The following is a 22,612-nucleotide window of genomic DNA, read 5'->3' on the forward strand; positions in this document are numbered from 1 at the left end:
CGAAGGCAGGTTGCCATTGGCCATCTTTAGAACAGCTTTCACTTCGTAGCAGGCCCTGGGTTAACCCAGTCGCGCAACAGGTGGTTCTGGATCTTGCCAGACGCAGTGTGCGGCAATGCTTCTATGGCCCAAAACTGCTTGGGTACCTTGTATCGGACGATGCGTTCAGCGCAATGTCCGGTCAGCGCCGCCGGGTCGAGGACGCGGCCGGGCTTGAGCACCACGAGGGCACGGCCGACCTCGGCCCAGCGTTCGCCGGCGACGCCGATCACCGCCACCTCGGCGATATCAGGATGAGCGAGCAGCGCCATCTCGACCTCGGCCGGGAAGAAGTTCTCGCCGCCGGAGATGAACATGTCCTTGCGGCGGTCGACCAAAGCGACGAAGCCGTCCTCGTCCCGTTTCGCCATGACGCCGGTTAGAAACCAGCCGTCCGCGCTGAAGGCACGCGCCGTCTCGTCCGGCCGGCTCAACGTTGGCGCGGAGGATACATCCGCTACTCGAAATGGCCTGTCCACCCATCTAGAAATCTACTGGCGCGAGCAACTCGGTCACAAGATCGAAACCACAATTTTGCTTCCGTCGTCATCGCCTCGGCCGGTGACAAGTCGCGCTGTCTGCAAGATGCCTCTAGCGCGTCGAGTCTGGCGATTTGCCGTTCGCGGCGCTCGCGCAAGACGCTGTCGAAAGCTCTCACGCTCTGGAGTGTCATTCGCAATCGGGCCGGCAGCAATGCCGCGTCATCAAACGTTGTCACGAACAGACGACGCGCTGGCGGGGAGTTTAATGCCCGGGCCCTTGCGTTCATTTCTGTTTGAGAGGCCTCCATTCCCAGCACATAATCATTCAACTCGGCCATAGAGCGGTCCACCCTAACCGCGAAGTCAGCGGTCTCGGCTGCAACACGGGTCTTCTTCTCCGCGCCGCATTGACATCCCTCCCCATCAATCGGAGCGTTTTGCAATGTCTCGCTATCTGTCGACTGCGGGGGCGCCTTGACAAAAGGCAGCACCAACTGAACGGGCGGCAAGGTTGCAAGCATTGATTCATAGATCGCTTGATTTCCGTCTTTGAGACCAGTCACTGTCCAAGCATCGTCTTGTGCAGATGTTGATAGGGTTAGCCCGCTAGCATCAAGATGAGCGTAAAAGGCAAAAGGCAGAGTGACGAGGCGGGATGGAAAGAGAAAAATCTCAAAATCTGGCCCCTTTCGAACCCCCATGAATTTTGCCTGGCCACTCACGCGTTGCCTGGTGGCGTCGACCCAGGTTTGGACAATGACGCCGGAAATGGAAGCATCATCCATGTTTTCAATATCGATCATCAGCGCGGTTTCACCCCAGGCGCCGACCAGGGGGCGCCTGATATCAAGCGCCGGCGCGTTGCCAGCAGACAATAACCACGTCAATAGAACGACACAGAATAGGAAAGCCCTGCGATTCGACGGCAATGGCTTGTGGCCTTTTTGAACCATCGTCGTGCCTGGTCGTCAGCCACCGTCCGTCAAGGGCAGAAGAACCGACGATTCCGGCTTCCAACTTAGCCAGACGTCGCAGCCGACTAGATCCTCGTTCCTGCCCGTCCGCACATTGTTCTGTTTGGCAACGGCTATTGGCTTAGACCCTGTGCCGGCATCCACGTAATAGTGGTTGCGGTCCCCAAGATAGGCGTGCGCAGTCATTTTTCCCTTGATGACGTTCTCTCCCCGCGGGGCGACCGGTGTATCACTCACGGTAATTTTTTCGGGTCTAACTGCTATGGTCACCGAGCTGCGCAGGACAGACCCTTCTCTGCGCGCAACGCAAAAGCGGCCTAATGGGCCGGCCTCGACGATATAATTCTCATCTGTTGTCGACACAACCTTGCCATCAATGAAGTTCATCGATCCGATAAAGCCGGCGACTTCTTTGCAGAGCGGCTCCTCGTAAAGTTGTGAGGCCGTATCGATTTGCAGTACGCGGCCTTTTGCCATCACGGCTATTCGGTCAGACATTGTGAGCGCTTCTTCTTGATCATGTGTGACGAAGACGAAGGTGATACCGACCTCCCGCTGCAATTGCCTCAGTTCAAGCTGCATTTCCTCGCGGAGTTTCTTGTCGAGCGCGCCCAGGGGCTCGTCAAGCAGCAAGACTTTGGGTTTACAAACCAATGCGCGCGCCAATGCCACACGTTGCCGCTGTCCGCCGGAAAGTTGATGCGGTCTACGATGGCCATAGGTCGGCATCATGATCAGCTCTAGTGCCCGATCGACCTCTTCTTCAATCGCACTTGCACTCATCTTCCGGTTCTTCAGGCCGTAAGCGATGTTTTCCCGCACATCAAGGTGCGGGAAAATCGCATAGCTCTGGAAAACCATGTTGGTTGGCCGCTTGTTGGCAGCGACGGCGGACATAGGCTGACCGTCGATATAGATCTCGCCCAGCGATGGATACTCAAAGCCGGCTAACATGCGAAGCAATGTGGTTTTGCCACAGCCAGACGGTCCGAGCAGGGAAAAAAACTCGCCTTTGCGGATCGTGAAGCTGATGTCGTGGACGGCCCGCAGGGCGCCGAACAGCTTTGAAACGCCCTCTATTTGGATAAACCGCTCCCGCTCATCTGTGGTCATGATACCAGAGTTCCCGCCGACGTTGATTCTGGCACGCCGCGACGCCGCACGACCTCGGCCAGTGTTACAAGAAATACCGAACCCAAGAGAATGCAGCTGCCCAGGGCCAGGACGCCCGGTAGGTTCTGCGGGAACCGCAATTGGCTGAAAATGAATACCGGCAATGTCCCCTCGGAACCGCTGAGGAACGCTGCCAGAAGGTACTCGTCGAAAGATGCCGTGAAACAGAGCAACAAACTGGAGACGATGGCCGGCCAGACCAGCGGTAAAGTCACGCGGTAGAGAACCTTGAACGTGGAATCGCCGAGATCATAGGCGGCCTCCTCGAGGCTCCTGTCGAAACCCTCGAGCCGGGAGATGAGGATCAGCATCGAGAATGGAACGCAGAGCATGACATGTCCCGCGGCGACCGTGACGAGCGACAGGTCCAATCCGAGCAATTTTCTCACGACGACGAGCAGCGCCAGGGCAAGAACCAGCGACGGGATGACAAGTGGCAGCATCAGAAAGCCCACCACCAGCGCGCGGCCGGGCAAAGTGAATCGAGTCACTGCCTTGGCCGCGATGAAGCCAAGGCAAGTGCAGATAAGCGAAACGCTGATTGCCACTTTGAGGCTTGCCTTGAGGGCCTCAATCATCTGCTGGTTCTGGGCCATCTGGCGATACCAGTCAAATGTGAACACTTTCAACGGAAAGGTGATGTAGATGCTGTCGTTGAACGAGAATAGCGGCAGGAGCAGGACGGGCCCATAAAGAAAGATCAGAAAGCAGAAGGCATAAAGCCCGAGCCAGGTTGGTTTGAGCACGTTTGCCAAGTCAGAGCTCCTTTACTTGGCGATGGCGCTTGCCGACGACAAGCAGAAGGCCGCAGATGAGCATGGTCACGAAAAACATCATGATGACCGATGCCGCGGCTCCCATCGGCATATTGTCTGAGGTTGTCACCAAAGTCTGGATGACATTGCCGATCATCATGCCTGACGTACCGCCAACGAGCGTCGGCGTGACGTAGTCACCGACCGTCGGGATGAAGACAAGAAGCAGCGAGGCAATCGTTCCCGGCATCGACAGAGGCAGCGTAATCCGCAGGAAACGCTTCAGCTTGGAATCGCCGAGATCTGTCGCGGCTTCCAGCAATGAGCGATCTATCTTTTCAAGCGAAACATATATGGGCAGGATGGCATAGGCGGCCCAGGCGTGACTGAGCGTGATCGTGACCGCCACCGGGTTGTAAAGCAAGAATTCCAGCGGCTTGTCGATGAGATGCAGGCTGATCAGGCTCGAATTGATCAAGCCGTCAAATCCCAGGATGACCTTCCAGGCGAAGATCCGGAGCAAGTAGCTGATCCAGAATGGAACGGTGATCAGGATGATCCAGACGACCTTGTGCTGCCGGACGCGGAAGGCGAGGTAGTAGGCGATCGGATAAGACATCAATAAAATGACGCCAGTAGAAACGGCCGACATCGCGACAGACCTGATGAGGAGCTTTATGTACAGCGGGGAATCGCTGTAGGCGAAGAACTCCCTGTAGTTGTCCAGCGTGAAAGTTCTGTCGAAAGTTATCCCATCCTGTGTCCAGAAGCTGAGGACGAGCAGCATCGCCAAAGGCAGCGCCAACAGGGAAACCATCACGAGCAGGGTGGGAGACAGGAGAAGATAGCCGCGAAGGGCTTCGGATCTCAGCCAGAGACGCCGCAGGCGCCGGGTGATGGATGCCGGCGCGTCATGCCTGTCAACGGGGATTGCACTATAGCCTGATGATGCCGCAATAACCTGCACCTCATTCTTATTGGGCACCATTCGACTGCCAACCTCGTTGAATGCATGGCCTGATAAAACGCGCGTGCGCCGATGGAGGCACACCAGCGCACGCTGTTTCGATCTCAGCCGCCCGCCTTGATCGTATTGAACAGGTTGACGTACTTCTTCCGTCGCTCTTCCGGCACCGCGCGAAGAAATACGGTTCTCTCCATCATGGCTGTTGGATTGCCGATACCGAGGGAGTCGAGGACTTTGGGGTCGACCATATCGAATGCCTTGCGGTTGACATGCCCTGTTCCCAGTGTCTCGACGCAGAATTGGCCGGCATCCGGAGAAGTGAAGGCATTGATAAAGTCATAGGCGAGATCCTCTTGCGCCACATCCTTCATCATGACCAACCCGCACACCCACGTCCGCATCCCTTCCTTGGGGTTCATGTAGCTGACCGGGAGACCTTGCTTCTTCAGCCGCGCGACGGCATCGTTCCAGGCATAAGCAGCGACAATTTCCCCAGATGCGAGACTTTGTTCCGCAGTCGACTGATCCGACCAATAGAAGCGCACGTTATCGCGCTGATGGCGAAGCAGCTTGGCGCATTCCTTCAGTTGGTCGTCGGTAAGGTTGAAGAGGTCAGGATATCCCAGTATAGCCGCGGCGATCTCGACATTGGGCGGCCCGGAATCATAGCTCGAGATTTGCCCCTTATACCGGTCATCGGTGAACAGCAGCGACCATGACGGGTCGCCTTTTATCTCCACCTTGTCCGTACGGTACAAGATCGATGTATTGCCCCAATCGAATGGGACGAACCAGCGATTGCCCGACTCGTCAACGGTTGCCGGCAATTTCAGGAGCTCCGGCCAGAAGCTCTTCAGATGGGAGAGCTTGCTTTCATCGATCGGCTTCAGCATTCCGGATTTCTGCCACCGGACCATGTCGTCGGCGCAGGGGTGCGAAAGGTCGACTTTATAGCCGCCGGCCAATTTGCTGAAAGCTTCGTCGGTGTCGCCAAAGAAGCTGATGTCGGGCTTTCCGTGCTTGTCGATATATGACTGAAAGAGCTTCGGGTTGTTGTATGTCGTCCAGGTGTAGACGGACACCTGATCGGCCGCGAAGGCCGGATTCGTCTTGGTCGCGCTCATCATCGCGACTCCCAATCCGACCGAACCCAAGGCCTTTAGCAGCGATCGCCGATCGAGATTCCCTGTTGGCAAGCGACGGTCTGCGTCACGCCATTCCATCTCATCCTCCCGTTTTTGTATTGCATCAATTATTTTAGTCGCATAAAACATTAGCGACATCCGGCGCTTGTCGTCAAGTGACCGAACCTTCTTTGCCAACTGCCTTCCGCTCATGTTCAGGGCGTATGCCAAGAGCCCGCAGACGGCTGGACGATCGATTCCGCTTGGAAAGAAATTCTATGCCTCAGCTAAATCTCAGACCGCCCAATCAAGGGACAGATCGCCTTACCGAAGAGCCCCGGAGAGCGTGCGCATGAGCGGATGAATTGCCCGGATGACAGCCGGAGCCAAGAAGCATGCGGCTTAGGGCATAGGGAAATCCACGTCAGCGCATCGAAGGCAGTGGGATCGAGCATGTTCAAGACAAGACCCGAAATCAACGGCACTTTTGGCGTCGTCACATCAACCCACTGGCTGGCCACGGCGGCCGGTATGTCAATTCTGGAACAAGGCGGCAATGCATTTGATGCCGCCGTGGCGACAGGAACATCACTCCACGTCACGGAACCGCATCAGAACGGACCGGGAGGTGAGATGCCGCTGGTGCTCTACTCGGCAACGACCGACGCTGTGAAAGTCGTCTGCGGACAAGGTACGGCACCAAAGGCCGCCACGCCAGCCAAGTTCAAAGAGCTCGGCATGTCCATCATCCCAGGGACCGGATTGCTGCCGGCTGTCGTCCCAGGCAGCTTCGGCGCGTGGATGCTTCTGCTCGCCGAATATGGAACGATGAGCCTGCGCGACGTGATGACACCTGCCATCACATATGCGCGCGACGGCTTTTTCCTGCTCGACAACGCCGCAACAATCATCCGCAACGTGGAAAAGCTCTTTCGAGAAGAGTGGCCGGCCTCGGCCGAAGTCTGGCTGCCGGGCGGCAAAGTTCCCGAACCCCGCAAGCTGTTCCAAAGGCCTCATTTGGCGGCTACTTTCGAACGGATCGTGCGGGAAGCCGAAAGTGCGAGTGGCAACCGCCAAGGACAAATAGAGGCTGCAAGACGCTGCTGGTACGAAGGATTTGTCGCTGAAACGGTGGACAAATTCTTTCGTGAGAACGCGCTTCTCGACACGACCGGGGAACGGCATCACGGGCTTCTCACGGGCCACGACATGGCGGCTTGGCGCGCCACGGTCGAGGATCCAGTTTCCTATGATTACGAGAATTACACGGTGCACAAAGCCGGCCCATGGAGCCAAGGTCCCGTTTTCCTCCAGCAACTTGCCCTCCTCAAGGGGTTCGACCTCAGGAAAATGGGCAGCGAAAGTGCCGAGTTCATTCACACAGTAACCGAGTGCGCCAAGCTCGCTTTCGCCGATCGTGACGCCTATTACGGTGATCCAGATTTCGTCGATGTGCCGCTACAAGCTCTGTTGTCCGACGACTACAACGCTCTGCGGCGTCGTCTCGTGACGGACAGTGTCTCTCTTTCGCTTCGTCCCGGCCAAGTCGACGGCTTTCATCCAAATATCCCCATCAGGCCCAAAGGCTCTACCGCGATCGCGACGCCGGAATCCCTCGATTTCAATTATCCGCGTCCAAGGCAACCGACTGAACAACTGGCGACGGGCGACACCACGCACTTCGACATCATCGATCGCTTCGGCAACATGATCTCGGGGACGCCGAGTGGATCGTCGCTGCACATGGCGCCGGTTGTTTCGGGTCTCGGTTTCGGCATGCCGGCGCGCGCTCAAATGTTCTGGCTCGAGCCGGACTGCCCTGGCGTGCTAGTGCCGGGAAAGCGTCCGCGCACGACGCTGACGCCGACGATCGCCATGCGCGATGGCAAGCCATACATGGCCTTCGGAACACCCGGCGGCGATTGCCAGGACCAATGGGCTTTGCAGGCATTCTTACGCCATGTCCATTTCGGTCTCGATCTGCAGCAAGCGATCGATGCCCCCACCTTCCACACATATCATCTGGTGGATTCATTCTTCCCGCGTGAATACGATCCCGGCCATCTCGCGATTGAGGGACGCTTCAGCGAGGCCGTCCTGCATGACTTGCGCCGGCGTGGGCACCGCCTCGAAATCTACGACGACTATGCCTTGGGCTACGTGACCGCCGCGGCCGCGGATGGGGGCCTTCTAAAAGCAGGCGCAAGCCCACGGGACGCTCAGTGTTACGCCGCGGGCCGGTAGGAACTGCGTCCCCAACCCAAAATTCATTCGTCCAGTTTGCACTGAAAACCGCATACGCAGAAAGAGCTCGCATCGCCATGGTTACGTCACGCCCCGAAATCGTCGGCACATTCGGCATTGTCACAACCACCCACTGGTTATCGACTACCGTAGGCATGGCAATCCTGGAGCGCGGAGGAAATGCGTTCGATGCGGCCGTTGCGGCAGGCTGTGTCATGCACATCGTCGAGCCTGAACAGAACGGTCCCGGCGGCGACGTTCCGATTGTCCTGTGGTCGGCACAGAACCAGAAGGTAGAGGTCATATGTGGCCAAGGCGTCGCTCCCGCTGGCGCGACCGCTGCCAAGATCAAGGCGCTCGGCTTCGACATGATGCCGGGGATCGGCCACATCCCAGCAGTCGTGCCCGGCTCTTTCGGAGCGTGGATGCTGCTGCTGCAGGAATATGGAACGATGAGCGTCCGCGACGTCCTGTCGCCCGCTATCGAAATCGCGCGCAACGGTTTTCACGTCAAACCGGAAGTCGCTCTCACGCTCCGCAATCTCAACTCGTTCTTCAAGGAGCATTGGCCAAGTTCCGCCGCCGTTTATCTGCCGGACGGCCAAGTGCCGGAGGCCGACAGCCTTCTGGCGCTGCCAGCCCAAGCAGAGACCTACGCCCGGATCATCCGCGAAGCTGAAGCCGCCGGCGGAAGCCGTGATCGGCAGATCGAGGCAGCCCGGCGCGCTTGGTACGAGGGTTTCGTCGCGGAGGCCATTGACGCATTCTTTCGGCAGCCGGTCATGGACACATCAGGCGAAGCCCATGCGGGATTCATGACGGGGCAGGACCTTGCAAACTGGCGCGCGACCGTCGAGGAGCCAATCTCGGCAAGATATCATGATTACGAGGTCTTCAAGCCTGGCCCATGGGCGCAGAGCCCCGTCATGCTTCAACAACTGACACTTTTGAAGGGCTTCGACCTCGATGCGATGGACCCCGCCGGCGCCGATTTTGTTCATACGGTTCAGGAATGTGCGAAACTGGCATTTGCCGATCGCGATTCATTTTATGGGGATCCGAAGTTTGCCGATGTGCCAATTCGCGTCCTCCTCGGTGAGGAATACAATGCCGAGCGTCGGAAACTCGTCACCTCAACGGCATCGCTCGAATTACGGCCGGGCATGATCGGAAATTTTGGCGGCGGCATTCCTCAACATGCCCTTGGCTCGACGAAAATGGCGCACCGGGATGTCCTTGCCGGAGCCGACGAAGAGTGCCCCAGAACCTATGCGCAATATGTCGCCAGAAAACATGGCGATACGTGTCATCTTGATATCATCGACAAATGGGGAAACATGGTTTCGGCAACGCCGAGCGGTGGATGGCTCAGCGGCTCCCCAGTCGTTCCAGGTATCGGTATCCCGGTTTCGGTTCGCGGCCAGATGTTCTGGCTGGATGAAGGGCACCCCAATTGCATCGAACCCGGGAAGCGTCCACGCACCACGCTGACGCCCAGTCTGGCCACACGCAAGGGCGTTCCCTATATCGCCTTTGGGACGCCGGGCGGCGACCAGCAAGATCAGTGGTCACTGCATGCTTTTCTGCGACATATCCATCACGGCCTCAACCTTCAGGAAGCAATAGACGCGCCGAGTTTTTATACGAAGCACCTGGCCAGTTCCTTCTACCCACGCGAATGGGCTCCCGGGCATCTCGCGGTTGAGAGCACCTTTTCGGCGGAAACGCTGGCCGAACTCGACCGCCGCGGCCACAGACTGGAAATCCACGGACGCTGGGAGCACTACAACTCCGTCACCATGGCGACGAAATCAGGCCGCATTCTTCGGGCGGGGGCGAGCCCACGGCGGATGCAGTCTTGCGCGATCGGTCGCTGAGCGCGAGATTTCGGCGCGCTCGGCATAGCCGCCCTTGTTTTAGAGGAAGGAGCGCTGCGACCATCACCCTGGTCAAGAAGGAGCGACACGATCAAGATGTCACCGGATCTCAATCTCAAAAACGAAGTTGATCGCTCCTTTGCACCCACCAGCCGCGAGCCTCGGCCCAATCCGAGTCTTAACCCAATCAGGTAACGCTTCAGTACATGACGAATTCAAACGGCGCACGAAGAGCGAGGCTCCCTCTCAGGGAGGTAAGTGTCAACCAGGACATAAACAGCCTGCCCTTGCGTGATCGCAAGAGATTGCAGCAGCGCGCAGCTTTGCTCAAGATCGCCCTACGCTTGTTTCGAGATCAAGGCTTTGAGAATGCGAGAATGGAAGACATCGCGCGAATCGCGGAGGTGTCAGTCCCCACGGTCTATAATTACTTTGCCAACAAGCGAGAAGTCCTGGTCGAGCTCCTAAAGCAAGATCGTCACGATGCTCAGCCCCTTTACGACAAGGTTCTGGCTAACCCTCCTCAGTCGCCCGCGGAGGCGCTTGCTAGTTTGATCCACGCCAACGTCGCTATCATTCGGCGGCCGGCAGATAAGCGGCTTTGGAGGGAAATCCTCTCGGCGGTCGCCAAAAGCCATGATCGTGAAGACGATTCGTTCGAAGCAAACCATCGGGTCTTCATGGGATATATAGATCGTCTTCTCCGGCACTTCATTGAAGCGGGAAAGCTCAGCCCTGAGCTACCGCTGGACATTGCCGCGGACGTTATATTTGCTATCAATTCTCAGAATCTGCGCCACCTCGCCTCATCGGAGCGAAGCTCTCCGGAAAAAGTACGAGAGTTGGCTCGGAAGCAAATCGGATTTGTTTTAGACCGCTGGTCCGTCAATTAAAGCCGGGTCCACCGGATACCGCCGAGCGATTAGACAGTGACCAGGCCAGTGAAGCGGATGGCGACCTCCTTGTGAGGCTCCCCCTCAATTGACATTACCGGTGCATCTGCGCGGCTACGGACAACGACCTAATGGTCGAACGCAAGCTATGGTCTCCAGCTCGAGAATGGCTGTCGCGGGCGCCAACTCGCTTCCCCACGACAATCGCATCGGTTCGGTCCGTCTGACCAAGGCCGAAGGCTCACCAACTGTCGCCGCTCATCCAGGTCCATTCAGTCCGGAATCAGTGTGGCTGGCCAGTGGCAATGCGGGCCGCCGTGATGGACATTAAGGATCCGGTGCGCGGAGCTCTTGCCGCGAGCGACAGGTCGAGGCTCTCGAGCTTTCGTTCAGCCCAGGCGTAGATCAAGGTCAACTCTGGGCAAGTCGTTCGTCGCGACGGCGCCTGGCAGCTTGTGCCTTCAATCGAAGTGAAACGGCGACCGTCACCACCGCGACCACAACGATTACGATGCTTGACAGCGCGTTTATCTCGGGTGTCACACCGCGCCGCACCTCCGAATAGACGCGCATGGGCAAGGTTGTCGTCCCGGGGCCGGTCGTGAACGACGATATGACCAGAGAATCGAGGGAGATGGTGAAGGCTAACAGAAAGCCTGCCACGATGGCCGGCATGATGACGGGAAGTGTCACGAGGAAGAATGCCGCCAAGGGTCCCGCCCCAAGGTCGCGCGCGGCCTCTTCCATGGACATGTCGAACTCGGCGAGCCGTGCCGACACAATAACCGACACGAAACACATGGAGAAGGTGGTGTGTGCAACCACGACAGTCACAAAGCCGCGTTCCACTCCGGCGGCGATGAAGAGCAACAGGAACGCCAGACCAGTGATTACCTCGGGCAGCACCATCGGAGCGACGGCAAGTCCCGCAAAGAGGCTGCGTGTGGCGAAGTGGCGAACACGTGACAGGGCGCTGGCAATCATGGTCCCCAGGGCGGTGGCAAGGACGGACGACACGACGGCTATTTCCAAGGTTGTTGTCGCGGCCACCCAGTAGGCGTGATTGCTGAAAAGCGCGACATACCAGCGAAAGGAAAACCCGCTCCATAAGGTTACGAACGCGGAATCGTTGAAGCTGTAGGCAACAAGGACCAGCATTGGAACGTAGAGAAACAGCAAACCAAGGGCGAGGGCGAGGAGCCCGACCCACGTTGTGTCACGGCTCATCCGCCCCTCCTTTCAACCGACTGGCGGTAAAACTGGTAGAGCACGATAGGAACGATCAGGATCGCAAGCAGCAGGACCGAAATCGCCGATGCAAGCGGCCAGTCGTTGTTGACGAAAAATTCCTCCCAGAGAAGGCGGCCGATCATCGGTGACTTCGCGGTGCCAAGCAGGCTGGGAATGACGAATTCCCCCGTCGCAGGAATGAAAACGAGAAAGCAGCCAGCGATGATCCCGGGACGCGACAGCGGCAACGTGACGCGAAAAAACGCGCTGGCGCGGCTGCAGCCTAGGTCGCGCGCAGCTTCGTAAACGCTGATGTCGAGCTTCTCCAATGTTGCGTAAATAGGAAAGATCATCAGCGGCAGGTAAGCGTAGACGATACCGAGATAGACCGCAAAGTTGGTGTTGAGAATGGTCAGTGGCTCACTGATGACGCCAACAGAGATCAGCAGATGGTTGAGAACACCTTCTTTCGACAGCACGACAATCCAAGCATAGATACGGATAAGGAAGGATGTCCAGAACGGCAAATTGATCAGCATGATCAGGATCGGCTTCCATCCCGAAGAGGCGGAAGCGATCGCGTAGGCGATCGGATAGCCTAGCAGCAATGTGATTGCTGTCGCCACCGCGGCAATCTTCACACTGTTGAGATAAGCAACGACATAAATGCTGTCTTTGAGGACGAAAACGTAGTTTTCGAGATTGAGCTCAGCGAAGTAGACCTTCAGGCTGCTCCATCCGCCGGCCGCATTAAGGACCGGAAGGTAAGGCGGCATTGCCATTGTGCTGTGCGAGAGCGAGATCTTGACGATTATCGCGAACGGCAACAGGAAAAATACGATGAGCCACAGATAGGGGATGCTGATGAGCAGGCGTTGTCTTTGAGTGGTCATCCGGGCGCCTAGCAATCGAGGAGCAGGCCATCGTTCGGGTGCCACGATACCCAAACCTGGTCGTTGTAGGAAAAGTGACCCGACTGTACGCGCTGGCTGTTCGTCATTTGCACGAGAAGGGGCTTCGGTTGACCGATATCGACATAATAGGTGGAAAGATTGCCCAGATAGGCGATGTCCAGCACCCTGCCCTCAATGCAGTTGTCGCCGTCCTGCGGATGCCCTGCCGTCATCTCCATTTTCTCAGGGCGGATATTTAGAAAGTAGCGCTTGCCGGCCACAAACGGTTTGCTTTGCGTGGCCAGAAACGAACATCCGGAAGCATCATCGCGCAAGCGGCACATACCCTGCCCAGCCGGCTCGATGGTTCCCGGGAAGATATTCGTATCGCCCACGAACTCGGCCACATGCCGATTGGCCGGATTCTCGTAGGTTTCCAGCGGTGTCGCAACCTGAACCAGCTTGCCGTGGTCCATAACCGCAATCCGGCTAGCCACCGTCATGGCTTCTTCCTGATCGTGGGTAACGATGATGAAGGTCGTTCCCAGGCGGCACTGGATATCGACCAGTTCAAGCTGCGTCTCGCGGCGGAGCTTTTTGTCGAGCGCGGCCATCGGCTCGTCCAGAAGGAGGAGTTTCGGACGCCTCGCCAAAGAGCGAGCAAGCGCCACCCGCTGCTTCTGCCCTCCGGAGATCTGGTGCGGTCTTCGCCGGCGGAACTTGTCCATTTGCACAAGGGCAAGCATTTCGGACACACGTTGCTCGATCTGCACCTTCGGCATTTTCATGCGCCTTAGGCCGAAAGCGATGTTGTCCTCTACAGTAAGGTGCGGGAACAGTGCGTAAGACTGGAACATCATGTTCACGGGCCTTTCATGTGGCTCGACCGGAACGATGTTTTGGTTTCCCAGAAGGATTTCCCCGGCGCTTGGGGTTTCGAAGCCGGCCAGCATGCGCATCACCGTGCTCTTGCCGCAGCCCGATGGGCCCAGAAGCGCGAAAAATTCCCTCTCGTATATTTTCAACGAGAAATCGGAGATCGCCGTGAAGTCGCCAAAACGCTTCGCCACGGACCGAAACTCAGCCAGTGGTTTGGCGCTGCTGTCTTCCCAAGGTGCGAACTTCTGTCCGGGCCGTGGTCCGGTTACGGTGGCGTTTGACAAGGATTGTTCCCCGGTTCCTGCTGTTCAGCATAATTTCTTGCGGCAGTGAGCCTTTGCGAAAAAACTAGAACGCGCTCTTCTTTCTGTAAAGGTTGATCGCACGGCGGTTTTGGACGCGCTGCGAGCTAAAGCGAACAAACACGACGGCAGGTCTGCGAACTTGAGCGGCAAACGTCTTGAGATTGCTGTGGACTTTGACGGCCCCAAAGCCCACGCCATTGCCAGGTACAAAACAGACGGGCGGAGATATTCCCTACTTTGGCAGCAGGCTCAGCGCATCGATCGCCGCCGATACCGAGAGAACAATCTTGGGTTTGTCGAAGTTGGAATCGTAGTATCGTAGATCGACCGTTAGAGCCTCGTCATAGAAGGACTTGCTCACCCCAAAATCCCAATCTGTATTCGGGCTATCTTTCGCGAACTCGTATTTCCCGCTAATTTTCCAGCTTTCAAATGGCGAAAAACTAACCCTTGGTGAATAAATCTCATCCTTGACCGCAAAATCCCACTTAACTTGGGCGCCCACCTTCAACTGGTCGGAAATCGCGTAATCAGCACCGGCAACTATATAATCGCCATAGTAGCCAGTGTTATCATAGTATGTACGCCAATAGCTGGCATCGAAGGAGAACGCGCCGAAAGTATTGCGGTAACCAACATAGCCATCGATTTCCCATCGATCCTCGTTGAAGGGAGCGAAATCCACGGTCGAACCCCACACACCCACGTAAACGCCAAACGGCGCATCGTATTCCACATAGGGCTGAACCGCGGGCTTTCCATTTGTCTGCGTGACGCCTCCGACGAGATAGTTGGTCGTTGTCGTGACGCCCACATAGAGCGACCCATAGTTCGGTGTAGATGGCTGTTGTGCGGCATCGACTGGCGATGCAGCGTTCGAGTCTCCGACATCCGCCGCATGCGAGATGCTGCCATTCAAGCAGACGAGCCAAAAGGCAAGTGCAAAACATTTCAAACGCGTCATTTCTGTCCCCTCTATTTTATGATCTATTTCAGCTAGATGAGCGCGATAGGCAGCCATACGCGCGCCCTAGCCCGGTCTGCCAGCGCATTGGCCCAATCGGACGCTGGCACCATGGGAAACCCTGTGTGGGATCGCACAAAGGTAACGCAGCGGCCATTTTCAGGCCGGTGCAGAGGCGACAGTGGAACCCATGATGGGAGCGTAGACCCGGTCGTGCCACCACCCGCGCCGTTCTCCGTCCGGATCGATGGAGACGTAGCAGTGCTCGGCAAGGTGCATCACGGACCGGTCGTCGAGCTTGAACGCCGGCCACGTCGGGGCGTCCGGCAACCGTCTCGTGTCGGGATCCCCGGTATGAACGAAAGACGAAACATATCCGGAGAAGATCCGTGACAATCGTTCGCGCAGCCCTGCATCCTCAGCATCTTGTGGAGGTCCAATGAGGTTGCAGGCCGCGTCGTCGTTCGGCCTTGCGAAGAAATAGGGCAATTCCGCCGAGTGCATGGCCTTGAGCCGGTCATCGACCTGCCAGTCGAAGCGATACATCCACACCTTGGCACCACGGGCAGCCGCTTCCTCCGCATACTGCGACACGGGGCCTACAAAGCCGAAATCGTTGATGATGCGCATGCCGAGTTCGCCGCCGGCTTCTTCAGGAAAGAATTTGCGGTAGGCGCCAACCACTTCAGCCTCGACTTGAGGGCTCAGATAGCCGATGCGGCGAGCCGTCTTTTCAGGCGGCCATTGGAGCATGTCGGGATTGTAAGCCAGCCAAAGGCCGGTTTCATAATTGGTATAGCCGATCATGAGTTGAAGGCCGTCCAGGGCGCCCTGTCGGATCGCACGAAATGGCTCGACCGGAACGAACGTCTCGTCGACACAGGGATAGAACAGAGAATCCAGGCCGAAGATCGTGTCCTCATTGGCGGCACTCCCAGCGAGCCTCTCGAAGATCTTGCCACCGTCCGCCTGCATCAAGGCTTCGAAGTCGGCGAAGCCAAGTCTTTCCAGCAAATCGGCGGCGATCTTCTGAGAAATCTTCGGATCGTGGCGGGACCCCGACGTCGCGCTCTCGCCGAAGCCCGCGGGCCCCTTGACGTTGCTCATCAGGATCGCGCGTTTGATCCTCCCTTTAAGGTGGCCGCTTGCCAGCAGCCAACTCACGTCTATGCCGCCGGCGGACTCGCCCGCCAAAGTCACATTGTCCGGATCGGCACCAAACGCCGAAGCATTCTCGATGATCCATTCGATGGCTAGCAACTGGTCGCGCAAACCATTGCAGGATGAGCCGGCGTACTGTGGGCCTCCAAGTGCGCTGACGTCGAGGAATCCGAACGGGCCAAGCCTGTAGTTCAATGACGCAAAGACGATATCGCCGGTCTTGCACAGCGCGGTCCCATCGTAGTCAGGTGAGCGGCTACCCTCCAGGTGATTGGCTCCACCATGTACCCAGATGAACAGGGGCCGTTTGCCACCCCCTCGTTCCGCCGGGCGCCAGATATTTAGCGAAAGGCAGTCTTCCGAACCGAAATACGGAAGTTCCCACTGCGCAGGATCATCCGAGAACTTCGAAGTGTCCTGATCTGGATAGGAGATCTGCATCGACGCCGGGCCGAATTGCCGGGCGAAGTAAACTTCGGCCCAGGGCGCCTTCGGAACCGGCGGCTTGAATCTGAGGCTGCCGAGCGGCGGTTCCGCGTAAGGTATTCCCAGAAACCGTTCCACTCGATTCGAGGCGTCACGCAGCCCGACAACGGGCCCGGAACTCGTTTGAACGATGTCAGTATCAGATTTGAAACACATATGAATCCCTCCCGGCAGGCGCCTTGCGCGCATGCCGCTCAATGACTGCTTGGTGGTTGCAGGGCCCAAGGCGGGCTTCCAGCGGAATTTAGTCGCCCGCGCGGAACCGGGCCCACTGACGATTGAGATATTTCATTCGCTCATCGCTCTGCGCAGAGCCAATAAACAGGCGCTTAAGAACGTCCTGACCTGGGAACAACGCGCTGTCGTTGGCGATTTCAGGCGGCATGAATGCGCGCGCTTCCGGGACCGGCGGTAGATACCCGGTGATTTCGGCCATATGGGCCGCAACTTTCGGCTCCAACATATAGTTCATGAATGCCAGAGCGGCCGCCGGGTTGGGCGCGTCGGACGGCACCGCAAAGGTCGTCAACCAGGCCAGCGACCCTTCTTTCGGGATGACATAGTTGACCTCGACCCCGTTTTTCGCCGCCTTGGCGCTCATGTTGGCGTGCACGATATCACCCGACCAGCCGATAGCGGCACACACTGCGCCATTGGCCAACTCAATCTGGTACTTGGTCGTGTCGATATAACTGACATAGGGCCGGATGGATCTGAGGACCTCCATTGCCCGGTCAACCGTCTCCTTGCTCAAATCTTTTGCATCCAACCCGAGATAGTTGACGACGATGGGAATGATGTCCGCAGGAGAATCCACCATCACCAACCCGCATTGCTGGAGCTTCTCCGCGTTTTCAGGCTTGAAGATGAGGTCGTAGCTCTCCAGCGGAGCATTTGGCAGGACAGTCTTGATCTTGGCGATGTTCAACCCCAATCCGGTTGTCCCCCACGCCACGACGACTGCATGATTGAGGCTGGGGTCGCTGACGGCTAGGAGTTTTGCGACGGTCGGATCCATTTTGGACAGGTTGGGAATGTCCTTTGCATCGAACGCTCGCATCGCGCCCGCCTTGATTTGCATTTGCAGGAATGGAACTGCCGCCGGGGTCACAAGATCATAGCCTGTGGAGCCAGCGAGGAGTTTGGTATTCAACATATCGTCGGAATCGAACGTATCGTAGCGAACCGTATAGCCGGTCTGCTTCGTGAAATCGCCGAGCGTCACATCATCGAATATTCCCGCCCAACTATAGAGATTGAGGACTTTCTCCTGCGCGTGGCTCGGCAAGCAGGCAGCCAACAAAACCGCGATAGACCCTAGCGCAAGGCACCTCATGACTCCCCCCTATCAGCTGTGCAGAACATCACTGAAAACAGAACGTATTCTGGAATTGGTAGTTGAGTCAACAGAAAACAGAATTGGTTCTATTTTTTCCGATACAGCCAACGGCTGCGGGGACCCGGCAAACCGCCGATTTGAAGCCTAACGCCTAGAGGTATCGTCGGTGCGCGCCACCAGTCGCCGAAGGGGATCGTAGGATCTGACCAGATGCGTCGTCCGCATCGCCGACGGTTCCGACGCCGATGTGGCAGGGTTCCGACCATAAAAGCCTCTGTCGTCCAAAGAACCGCCGGGTCGCGCGGCCCCGTTCGCGCCAGCCCCGTCCATATGACCGGCCCCGCGCCTGATTGGAGCGCTGATGTTCTCGATGAAGTCGACGATCGCCATGATTTGCCTTCTCGGCTTCGCCGTACACGGCAAGGGCTGACTTTCCAGAATGTCGATTCCACGACAGGCGGAGCGCCGATCCGGCACGAAGTGGGAACCTTCGTGGAAAGTGTCGACTAGCGCGCTCCTTTGCTATAGTTCGTCACACATCTCGCATAAACAGAATATGTTCTTCTTTTCTGATGAAAGATCGAAGGCACGCAGGCGAATGTACGCAGAAGAAAAAAAGGCCGGGGGCGAGCGACCCCGCAAGGGCAAGCGGGAGAAAAACGCCGAAACGCTCCGACGGAAGATCCTGGATACTTCCCGTGCCTTGATCGCTGATATTGGTTACGAGAAGGCAACGATCACACGAATCCGCCAAGCGGCGAACGTGTCCATCGCCACTTTCTACAAGTATTTCGATTCCAAGCAGGCCATCCTCATTGCCCTGCTCAGAAACGAGCACGAACTCATATCGGAAGCCGTGAATGCAGCGATAGGCGCATCCGTGGCCAATCCGACCGACTACCTCATATCAATCATCCTGGCTTCTCTCGATCCACCTGAAGAACCTGAGTTTCGCGCAATGTGGCGCGAAATCGTTGCCGCATCAGTGCTTATCACCGCGCACGAGCCAGCTGCCGAAGACATGCGGGCAGATCGCGCGCTGTACTGCACGAAGATGCGCGACGCGCTCCAAAAGCTCCACGGCACCGGCCATTTGCGCAGCGATGCGCCGATCGAACACATTGTCGACATCATCTATTTCGTTTGTTCTATGGAGTTCCAGGAATACATCTGCGGAACTTACAAAGATCGCGGCGCAATGATTGCGCATCTGCGCACGCTCATCGAAGTCCTGATCCGTCCTTGGCTGAACGGCGATGCCACGTAAGACTTCGTCGCTCGCGGCGTGTCGCCGGAGCTGAATAGCGAGTAGCTTCATAAGAGGCCACGTCTTTCGTTTGCGAACGGTGCGTTGCTGCGAGGGAAGCCGTAGCATCCTGGTGCTTACCGGAAATGCCCTTGCGTTGGCAGGATCACGGCTGCATTCAGCAGCTAGCGGGAGGCGGTCGGGGCCATCACCGAGAGCTCTGTCGGCGACGCAGTGAAGGCGGGAAGGAACGTAAGATTCACGCCGAACGGCTTGTCTGTCATCTCATGGCAGGGCGACTTCCCTGCCGAGATCTTCCGGGGTGCGCTGGGTGAGACCGGGGATTATGCCAAGGCCGCCAGGGCTCGACACGGCGGCTGCGAGTTCCGCAAAGCAGACAAAATGCCTTCCACCTTGGGTAATCGGGTGTCCACGTCGAATATTTCGGTGATTTTTGTCGGCACGAATTTCGTCCTTTGGCCCGCTCAAAGAGGACAAGCTGTAGTGCGCTTTGTCGCTTTTGACGCCTCGGCAAGATTAAAGGGCTTAATTGCCGAGACTTGATATTTAGTAATTCCGTGGGAAGCTGTAACTGTTCTCCCTTGCAAGCAGGCCAACCGCCATTGCGCGGTTGCGGACGTCAAGTTTATCGTAGATATTCTTTAGATGATACTTTACAGTATTCTCCGAAATACCGATGCGAGTGGCAATCTGAAGGTTGGTCCAGCCATCGCCGAGAAAGGTAAGGAGCTCCAGTTCGCGTGGCGTGAGCTTCCAAAGGGGAGTCTCGTTGATCTTTGAAACGTCGACATACGGAACACATATTCGCCCGTGCGCTACCGCTATCAATGTCTCGAAAAGGATCGAGGGATCCTCGAACTGGTAACAGAACCCCTGTACGCCCAGGCGTAAGCATAGTTTCAGTATAGCGATATCACGATCGCTGGAGAAAATGATGATACGCGCGAAAAGCTGCATCCTGTTCAACTGCGCCAGCACGGCGCCGGCGTCCATGTCGGCGAGCGTCCATGCCAGCACCGCGATGTCGAATGCCGGCTCGCCTTGGGCCACCGAATCCACGAAGGCTTCGCCATTCTGAAGGGTTCCGACCAGCTCGAACCGGCTGTCGCGATGGATCATGTCGGCGAGCGCGGCAACAACCAGAGGATTGCGATCGGCAACAAGCACCTTGACCGTGCTGTGGACAGGCATAGGCGACATTCCTGTTTGAACCCGAATGTTGCCCATCCCACTGACTGACCTCCCGACCGTTCAGACACGATCCCTTCAAACGCAGGCGGAGGCCGACTGAACACCGCGGCCGCCCTTCTTGTCGCTGCCTGAGCAATGCGTCACAGCGGCCACCAAACACGATGGGCGGTCATGCAGTCGAGACAGTTACGAGGAATGCGGCTACCAAATATCGCCGGCGGTGCGGACCCCCCGCTATCGACCGCATTGCCAGACCGTCATTCTCCGCCTAGCCCGAGATCCCGCCTCGGCAACTGGACTGGCTGGCCAAGGTTTCTTGCATACCGGTGACCGGACTGAACTGCCATGGCGATCGTGGCTGGATTGAAGCAGTCGCCGATAGCGGTAACGGATTTCAATCCGGCGTCTGCCCATCGATCTTGAACCGACGTCAATTCCAACATCAGTTTGTCATCTGGAATTCGTGAGGTCACACAAACCACGGCATCCGCCTCGACCTGGCGGATCGCGCCGGTATACACGCACTCGAGATCGATTGCCTCGGCGCCCACTTTCGAAATCACTCTGTCGCGGATAACCTCGACGCCGCCCTTAAGAAGTCTTGTTTTGACGTGCTGCTGTTCGAGGGTGGCTGCGGACCAATAAGCGACATCACTTGCCGGGGTCACGAAAACGACTTGGCATCCTTCGCCGGCAAGCACCTCGGCAATGACGTTGGCCATGTAATAGTGGTCATCGTCATAGATGACCACGCGACCGGTCGGCCTCGTACCCTGCATGATATCGTCCGCCGTGAGAACAACCGTCCCCCGCTCGACCGGCACGGCGGTACTATGCGTATGACCGACAAAGTCTCCGCGCCACTTCGAACCCGTCGCGATTACGACGTGATCGGCTCCCATCTCCAGAATATCATCCGATGACAGCAGACTCTGAACGAAGGTCTCAACGTTGGGCCTGGTGCTGATCATGAATGTGCGATGATCGATGACACGCCGCCATTCACGCAAGGGGGCAAACCGGCTCTCCTTGAGAACACGTCCCCCAAGCTCTTCGCCTGCCTCCGATAAGGTGACGTCGTAGCCACGATTGGACAATGCCAAGCTGGCCTCCAATCCCGAGGGTCCCGCACCGACAATCAAGACCTTTTCCTTGGCGTGCGCTTTGTCGATACGCATCGGGTGCCAGCCGCTGCGATATTCCTCCCCCATAGTCGGATTCTGAGTGCACCTCATTGGCGTGGCGGAATGGTCGCCCGACGTGCATATATTGCATCCGATGCACTCGCGGATCTCGTCGACCAGCCCGTTTTCGATCTTGTAGGGCAGGAAAGGATCTGCGATCGAGGGCCGTGCCGCACCAATCAGGTCCAGCACACCGGATTTGATCTGCCGCACCATCGTATCGGGCGATGTGAAACGGCCGACGCCCACCACCGGCTTGGTCGTAAGCTTCTTCACGAACCTGACGTAATCTTCCTGGAAGCCTTCCTGGCCAAAGCGCGACGGCAAGGAATCGTTGGCCCAGTCAGCAACATTCACGTCCCAAAGATCGGGTATCTCGGCCAGAAGGCCTACAACCTCTTCCGCCTCGCCAACGTGCATGCCAACCTCGCCCATCAGTTCGTCGACAGCAAATCTGAAGGCGACGGCGCACGTGTCACCGACCGCATCTTTCGTGTCGGAGAGCACTTCGCGAATAAGGCGCACACGATTGGTGATCGATCCGCCGTACTCGTCTGTTCGCTGATTGTACCTTTTCACCAGAAACTGAAAGAGCAGCGTCATCACGCCGTGAGCGGCGTATGTGTAGACGATGTCGTAACCGGCTTTCCGAGCTCTTTTGGCAGCATCGACGTGCCAGCCGCGGAACTCGCGAATGTCGGCCTTGTCCATCGCTCTCGCGTGGAGATGAGGGAAGTTGTTGACGGGTATGTTCGATGGTGCGATCGGCGTGAGCCGCGAATAATAATTGGCCACCGACATGCCGTTGTGAACGAGCTGAATGCCGGCTAGGGCGCCGTGTTCATGAACCTTGTCCACCATCAACTCGTGAACCGGAAGGTCGGAATCGTCCCACAAGCGCATAAGCGCTCCGGGCGAAAGATCGCTCGAAGGGTGGATCGAGCATTCTTCGGTATTTACGACGGCCCACCCACCTTCAGCTTTGACCCCGCGCATTTCCGCCATTGCCCTGGGATAGCGATGTCCCATACCGTTGCAGTGCGGCACCTGATAGAAACGGTTCTTTGTTTTCTTTGGCCCAATCTGGACTTGTTCGAACAGAATATCGTACCTTGGATCTCTGGCGCTCATCTGCGTCCTCCTTTAATTATTAATCATGACATGACCTGTTCGAGGATCGTTTCT

At 57.2% G+C, this 22,612-nt stretch carries 18 protein-coding genes and 1 pseudogene; 4 read left to right on the plus strand and 15 right to left on the minus strand.

Annotation, left to right across the window (positions count from 1 at the left end):
* Window positions 1-38 precede the first annotated feature (38 nt).
* The 6 genes from QFZ88_RS26690 to QFZ88_RS26715 all read right to left on the minus strand — a co-directional run bounded on the left by QFZ88_RS26690 (window position 39) and on the right by QFZ88_RS26715 (window position 5,712).
* Entirely contained in the window at window positions 39-473 is a 435-nt protein-coding gene (locus QFZ88_RS26690) for an AMP-binding enzyme (RefSeq protein WP_307420760.1), read from the minus strand.
* A gap of 23 nt (window positions 474-496) precedes the next feature.
* Window positions 497-1,474: a hypothetical protein gene (locus QFZ88_RS26695; RefSeq protein WP_179654333.1), complete on the minus strand. Its 978-nt coding sequence runs from the start codon at window positions 1,472-1,474 to the stop codon at window positions 497-499.
* A gap of 15 nt (window positions 1,475-1,489) precedes the next feature.
* Window positions 1,490-2,608, minus strand: a complete 1,119-nt coding sequence (locus QFZ88_RS26700; protein ID WP_179654332.1) for an ABC transporter ATP-binding protein — start codon at window positions 2,606-2,608, stop codon at window positions 1,490-1,492.
* Window positions 2,605-3,414 carry an ABC transporter permease gene (locus tag QFZ88_RS26705; protein ID WP_307420817.1) on the minus strand — a complete coding sequence of 270 codons (810 nt, stop codon included), beginning with the start codon at window positions 3,412-3,414 and terminating at the stop codon, window positions 2,605-2,607. Before QFZ88_RS26705 ends, QFZ88_RS26700 begins: the two co-directional genes overlap by 4 nt.
* A 10-nt stretch (window positions 3,415-3,424) precedes the next feature.
* Complete coding sequence (locus tag QFZ88_RS26710) at window positions 3,425-4,411, minus strand: ABC transporter permease (RefSeq protein WP_083237672.1); 987 nt, start codon at window positions 4,409-4,411, stop codon at window positions 3,425-3,427.
* A gap of 83 nt (window positions 4,412-4,494) precedes the next feature.
* Window positions 4,495-5,712 (minus strand): ABC transporter substrate-binding protein, encoded by a 1,218-nt coding sequence (locus tag QFZ88_RS26715; protein ID WP_179654330.1) that lies wholly within the window; start codon window positions 5,710-5,712, stop codon window positions 4,495-4,497.
* A 255-nt stretch (window positions 5,713-5,967) separates the two neighbouring features.
* On the opposite strand from QFZ88_RS26715, the gene QFZ88_RS26720 reads away from it, so the two are divergent.
* From QFZ88_RS26720 to QFZ88_RS26730, 3 genes are all read left to right on the plus strand, one after another.
* Window positions 5,968-7,758, plus strand: a complete 1,791-nt coding sequence (locus QFZ88_RS26720; protein WP_179654329.1) for a gamma-glutamyltransferase family protein — start codon at window positions 5,968-5,970, stop codon at window positions 7,756-7,758.
* A gap of 77 nt (window positions 7,759-7,835) precedes the next feature.
* Window positions 7,836-9,635 carry a gamma-glutamyltransferase family protein gene (locus QFZ88_RS26725; RefSeq protein WP_179654328.1) on the plus strand — a complete coding sequence of 600 codons (1,800 nt, stop codon included), beginning with the start codon at window positions 7,836-7,838 and terminating at the stop codon, window positions 9,633-9,635.
* 287 nt (window positions 9,636-9,922) lie between these two features.
* The gene (locus QFZ88_RS26730) at window positions 9,923-10,528 is read left to right on the plus strand and encodes a TetR/AcrR family transcriptional regulator (RefSeq protein WP_179654326.1); all 606 of its coding nucleotides are present in this window, start codon (window positions 9,923-9,925) and stop codon (window positions 10,526-10,528) included.
* Between the two features lie 411 nt (window positions 10,529-10,939).
* Here QFZ88_RS26730 and QFZ88_RS26735 read toward each other — a convergent pair whose 3' ends face one another.
* From QFZ88_RS26735 to QFZ88_RS26760, 6 genes are all read right to left on the minus strand, one after another.
* Complete coding sequence (locus QFZ88_RS26735; protein ID WP_065997356.1) at window positions 10,940-11,755, minus strand: ABC transporter permease; 816 nt, start codon at window positions 11,753-11,755, stop codon at window positions 10,940-10,942.
* Window positions 11,752-12,651 carry an ABC transporter permease gene (locus QFZ88_RS26740; RefSeq protein ID WP_179654324.1) on the minus strand — a complete coding sequence of 300 codons (900 nt, stop codon included), beginning with the start codon at window positions 12,649-12,651 and terminating at the stop codon, window positions 11,752-11,754. Before QFZ88_RS26740 ends, QFZ88_RS26735 begins: the two co-directional genes overlap by 4 nt.
* An 8-nt stretch (window positions 12,652-12,659) precedes the next feature.
* Entirely contained in the window at window positions 12,660-13,814 is a 1,155-nt protein-coding gene (locus tag QFZ88_RS26745) for an ABC transporter ATP-binding protein (protein WP_065997352.1), read from the minus strand.
* A 253-nt stretch (window positions 13,815-14,067) separates the two neighbouring features.
* Complete coding sequence (locus QFZ88_RS26750; protein WP_083237669.1) at window positions 14,068-14,856, minus strand: TorF family putative porin; 789 nt, start codon at window positions 14,854-14,856, stop codon at window positions 14,068-14,070.
* Between the two features lie 102 nt (window positions 14,857-14,958).
* Window positions 14,959-16,671, minus strand: coding sequence for a carboxylesterase/lipase family protein (locus QFZ88_RS26755; RefSeq protein WP_179654322.1), 1,713 nt, complete (start codon window positions 16,669-16,671; stop codon window positions 14,959-14,961).
* Window positions 16,672-16,690: 19 nt separating this feature from the next.
* Entirely contained in the window at window positions 16,691-17,734 is a 1,044-nt protein-coding gene (locus QFZ88_RS26760; protein ID WP_179654320.1) for an extracellular solute-binding protein, read from the minus strand.
* A gap of 649 nt (window positions 17,735-18,383) precedes the next feature.
* On the opposite strand from QFZ88_RS26760, the gene QFZ88_RS26765 reads away from it, so the two are divergent.
* Window positions 18,384-19,052 (plus strand): TetR/AcrR family transcriptional regulator, encoded by a 669-nt coding sequence (locus QFZ88_RS26765; protein ID WP_179654318.1) that lies wholly within the window; start codon window positions 18,384-18,386, stop codon window positions 19,050-19,052.
* A 203-nt stretch (window positions 19,053-19,255) separates the two neighbouring features.
* Here QFZ88_RS26765 and QFZ88_RS26770 read toward each other — a convergent pair.
* The 3 genes and pseudogenes from QFZ88_RS26770 to QFZ88_RS26780 form a co-directional block, all read right to left on the minus strand.
* A pseudogene (locus QFZ88_RS26770) lies at window positions 19,256-19,495 on the minus strand (nitronate monooxygenase); the annotation flags it as partial.
* 103 nt (window positions 19,496-19,598) lie between these two features.
* On the minus strand, window positions 19,599-20,243 hold the full coding sequence (locus tag QFZ88_RS26775) for a response regulator transcription factor (protein ID WP_179654316.1): 645 nt from the start codon (window positions 20,241-20,243) through the stop codon (window positions 19,599-19,601).
* Window positions 20,244-20,500: 257 nt separating this feature from the next.
* Window positions 20,501-22,558, minus strand: coding sequence for an NAD(P)-binding protein (locus tag QFZ88_RS26780; protein WP_179654314.1), 2,058 nt, complete (start codon window positions 22,556-22,558; stop codon window positions 20,501-20,503).
* Window positions 22,559-22,612: the final 54 nt, after the last annotated feature.

Origin of the sequence: Mesorhizobium sp. YL-MeA3-2017 (genome assembly GCF_030814575.1) — a bacterium.
Classification (GTDB): domain Bacteria; phylum Pseudomonadota; class Alphaproteobacteria; order Rhizobiales; family Rhizobiaceae; genus Mesorhizobium; species Mesorhizobium terrae.